The 226-nt window shown below is 61.9% G+C and carries 1 protein-coding gene; it reads left to right on the forward strand.

The features are described 5' to 3' along the window. Positions 1 to 226 (forward strand): cbb3-type cytochrome c oxidase subunit I (locus QYS60_RS16170; protein ID WP_371383648.1); only part of this gene is annotated, 226 nt, incomplete at both ends.

Here is a 226-nt window from a genome sequence, read left to right on the forward strand (position 1 = left end):
GTGGAACATCCTCATCACCAGCGTGCTGATCCTCCTGGCGTTCCCGCTGCTGACCGCTGCGTTCTTCGGCCTCTTCGTCGATCGCCACCTCGGTGGGCACATCTTCGACCCCGCCAACGGTGGCGTCATGCTGTGGCAGCACCTGTTCTGGTTCTTCGGCCATCCCGAGGTGTACATCATCGCGCTGCCGTTCTTCGGCATCGTCTCGGAGATCTTCCCGGTCTTC

Source organism: Rhodococcus sp. GXMU-t2271 (assembly GCF_041414735.1).
In the GTDB taxonomy this organism is placed as follows: domain Bacteria; phylum Actinomycetota; class Actinomycetes; order Mycobacteriales; family Mycobacteriaceae; genus Rhodococcus; species Rhodococcus indonesiensis.